This is a genomic window from Rhodococcus sp. EPR-147, assembly GCF_001647185.1.
Taxonomy (GTDB): domain Bacteria; phylum Actinomycetota; class Actinomycetes; order Mycobacteriales; family Mycobacteriaceae; genus Rhodococcoides.
This window is the reverse complement of record NZ_LVCU01000323.1, coordinates 1-2,610: the sequence shown is the minus strand read 5'-3', so window position 1 is coordinate 2,610 and position 2,610 is coordinate 1. Positions and strand designations below refer to the sequence as shown.

Below are 2,610 nucleotides of genomic sequence, written 5' to 3'. Positions count from 1 at the left end.
CAGAAGACCCACAGTGGTGCCAAGAAGCGATTCAAGGTGTCCGGCAGCGGCAAGATCCTGCGCCAGAAGGCCGGCCGTCGCCACCTGCTCGAGCACAAGCCCACCAAGGTGACTCGTCGCCTCGATGGTGTCGCCGTTGTCAAGAAGGCCGACGTGCCGCGGATCAAGCGCCTGCTCGGCATCTGATTCGGCCCGCCGCCGACTGATTTCGGTCGGCTTCATCCCATTACCATTCGGGGTTTCACACACCCCCAGATCGACAGGATTCACCAGTGGCACGCGTAAAAAGGGCCGTCAACGCCCAGAAGAAGCGCCGTTCGATTCTCGAAGCGTCCAAGGGCTACCGCGGACAGCGCTCACGTCTGTACACCAAGGCCAAGGAGCAGCAGCTCCACTCGCTGACCTATGCGTACCGGGACCGCCGCGCGCGCAAGGGTGACTTCCGCAAGCTGTGGATCACGCGTATCAACGCTGCAGCTCGCGCCAACGACATCACGTACAACCGCTTCGTCCAGGGCCTCAAGGCCGCAGGCGTCGAGGTCGACCGCAAGATCCTCGCCGAGCTCGCTGTGTCGGATGCTGCGGCGTTCGCAAGCCTGGTCGCCATCGCCAAGGCCGCGCTGCCTGCCGATGTCAACGCTCCGGCCGGAGAAGCAGCCTGAGCGAGTCGACGTACGACGACTCAACACCGAAACGGCCCGTGGATTCGCTGACCGAGCGAACTCCGCGGGTCGTTTCGGCCGTCAAGCTCGCTCGAGCCGCAGAACGCAAGAAGACCGGGCTCTTTCTGGCCGAAGGCTTCAATGCGGTGTCCGAGGCGGCCCGGTCCCGGTTGGTTCGTGAGCTGTTCTTCACCGCGGATGCTCTCGAGCGCCACCATGACCTCATCACGTCCATCGAGGCGGGTGGCGCACGAGTTCACCCGATCACCGACCGTGCTGCGAAGGCATTGTCCGACACGGTCACTCCGCAGGGCTTGATCGCAGTCACCGAATTGATCGACGTCCCGATCGACCGTGCGTTGGCCGGAACACCGCGGCTGGTGGCCGTACCGGTGGAGACGGCCGAGCCGGGCAATGCCGGGACTGTGATTCGCGTCGCCGACGCGGCGGGAGCGGATTCGGTCGTTCTACTGGGCGATTCGGTGGATCCCCACAACGGCAAGTGCGTCCGCGCCTCGGCGGGCAGCGTGTTCCATCTGCCCATCGCTCGGGAGCGATCGATCGAGTCCGGAATCGACGCGTTGCGCAGGGCGGGTCTGACCATCGTCGCGACGGCCGCCGATGGCGAAGTGGACTTGGACGACGCGGACGAGCTGCTCATGCAACCGACCGCGTGGTTGTTCGGCAACGAGGCACACGGACTCTCGGAGTCCGTGACGCGCGGCTCCGATCACCGCATTCGAATCCCGATCCACGGCCGCGCCGAGAGCCTCAACCTGGCGACCGCCGCGGCGATCTGCCTGTACGCGAGTGCCAGGGCGCAGCGACGCTCCGAAACCCCGTGAGCAGGTCTCACCTAGGATCGTTACTTGTCTGTTCTGAGCAGACACCGACTATTACTCGAGGAGTGCAGCTGTCGTGGCGAAGAAAGATGGCGGACCCGAGCCGGTAGATCCGTCCGTTCTCGAGGAGTCCGCGCTCGGATCCGCAGTGGACTCGGCCGAGCAGGCGTTCGCCGACGCGTCGGACCTCGATGCTCTGACCAAGGTCAAGATCGATCACGTGGGCGGCAAGGCTCCGTTGGCACTGGCGCAGCGCGCGCTCGGTGCGATCCCGGGGGACCAGAAGGCGGACGCGGGCAAACGCGTCAAGGCAGCGCGTGATCGAGTGCAGAAGGCCTTCGACGAGCGACGCGCCGTGCTGTCGGCCGAGCGTGACGCAGCGATCCTGGTCGCGGAAACCATCGACGTGACACTGCCGACCGACCGAGCTCCCGTCGGTGCTCGGCACCCCATCACGATCATCGCCGAACAGGTTGCCGATGTGTTCGTCGGAATGGGCTGGGAGGTCGAAGAAGGCCCCGAGGTCGAGACCGAACACTTCAATTTCGACGCGCTGAACTTCCTGCCCGACCACCCGGCACGCACGATGCAGGACACGTTCCACATCGCGCCGGAGGGTTCGCGTCAGGTTCTGCGTACTCATACCTCCCCGGTGCAGGTCCGGTCGATGCTCTCGCGTGAGGTTCCGATCTACGTCGTTTGCCCGGGACGGACGTTCCGCACGGACGAACTCGACACGACGCACACTCCGGTCTTCCATCAGGTCGAGGGTCTCGCGATCGACAAGGGCCTGACCATGGCGCACCTGCGCGGCACACTGGATGCGTTCGCGAAGGCGTTGTTCGGCAACGACACCCGTACACGCATGCGCCCCAACTACTTTCCGTTCACCGAGCCGTCGGCCGAGGTCGACGTGTGGTTCCCGAAGAAGAAGGGCGGGGCCGGTTGGGTCGAGTGGGGTGGCTGCGGAATGGTCAACCCGAAGGTGTTGCAGGCCAGTGGCATCGATCCCGAGGTCTACACCGGATTCGCGTTCGGAATGGGTCTCGAGCGGACGCTTCAGTTCCGCAACGACATCCCGGACATGCGCGACATCGTCGAGGGCG

General features: G+C 64.9%; 4 protein-coding genes. All 4 read left to right on the top strand.

Annotated features, from left to right (window positions below; genetic code table 11):
- Positions 1-186 (top strand): 50S ribosomal protein L35 (rpmI, locus tag A2J02_RS15110; protein ID WP_068050969.1); only part of this gene is annotated, 186 nt, incomplete at its 5' end.
- An 86-nt stretch (positions 187-272) separates the two neighbouring features.
- Entirely contained in the window at positions 273-662 is a 390-nt protein-coding gene (rplT, locus tag A2J02_RS15105) for a 50S ribosomal protein L20 (protein WP_032378959.1), read from the top strand.
- A 38-nt stretch (positions 663-700) separates the two neighbouring features.
- Positions 701-1,507: a TrmH family RNA methyltransferase gene (locus A2J02_RS15100; protein WP_068050967.1), complete on the top strand. Its 807-nt coding sequence runs from the start codon at positions 701-703 to the stop codon at positions 1,505-1,507.
- A 73-nt stretch (positions 1,508-1,580) separates the two neighbouring features.
- The coding region (pheS, locus tag A2J02_RS15095) for a phenylalanine--tRNA ligase subunit alpha (protein ID WP_068050965.1) at positions 1,581-2,610 on the top strand (1,030 nt) is incomplete at its 3' end.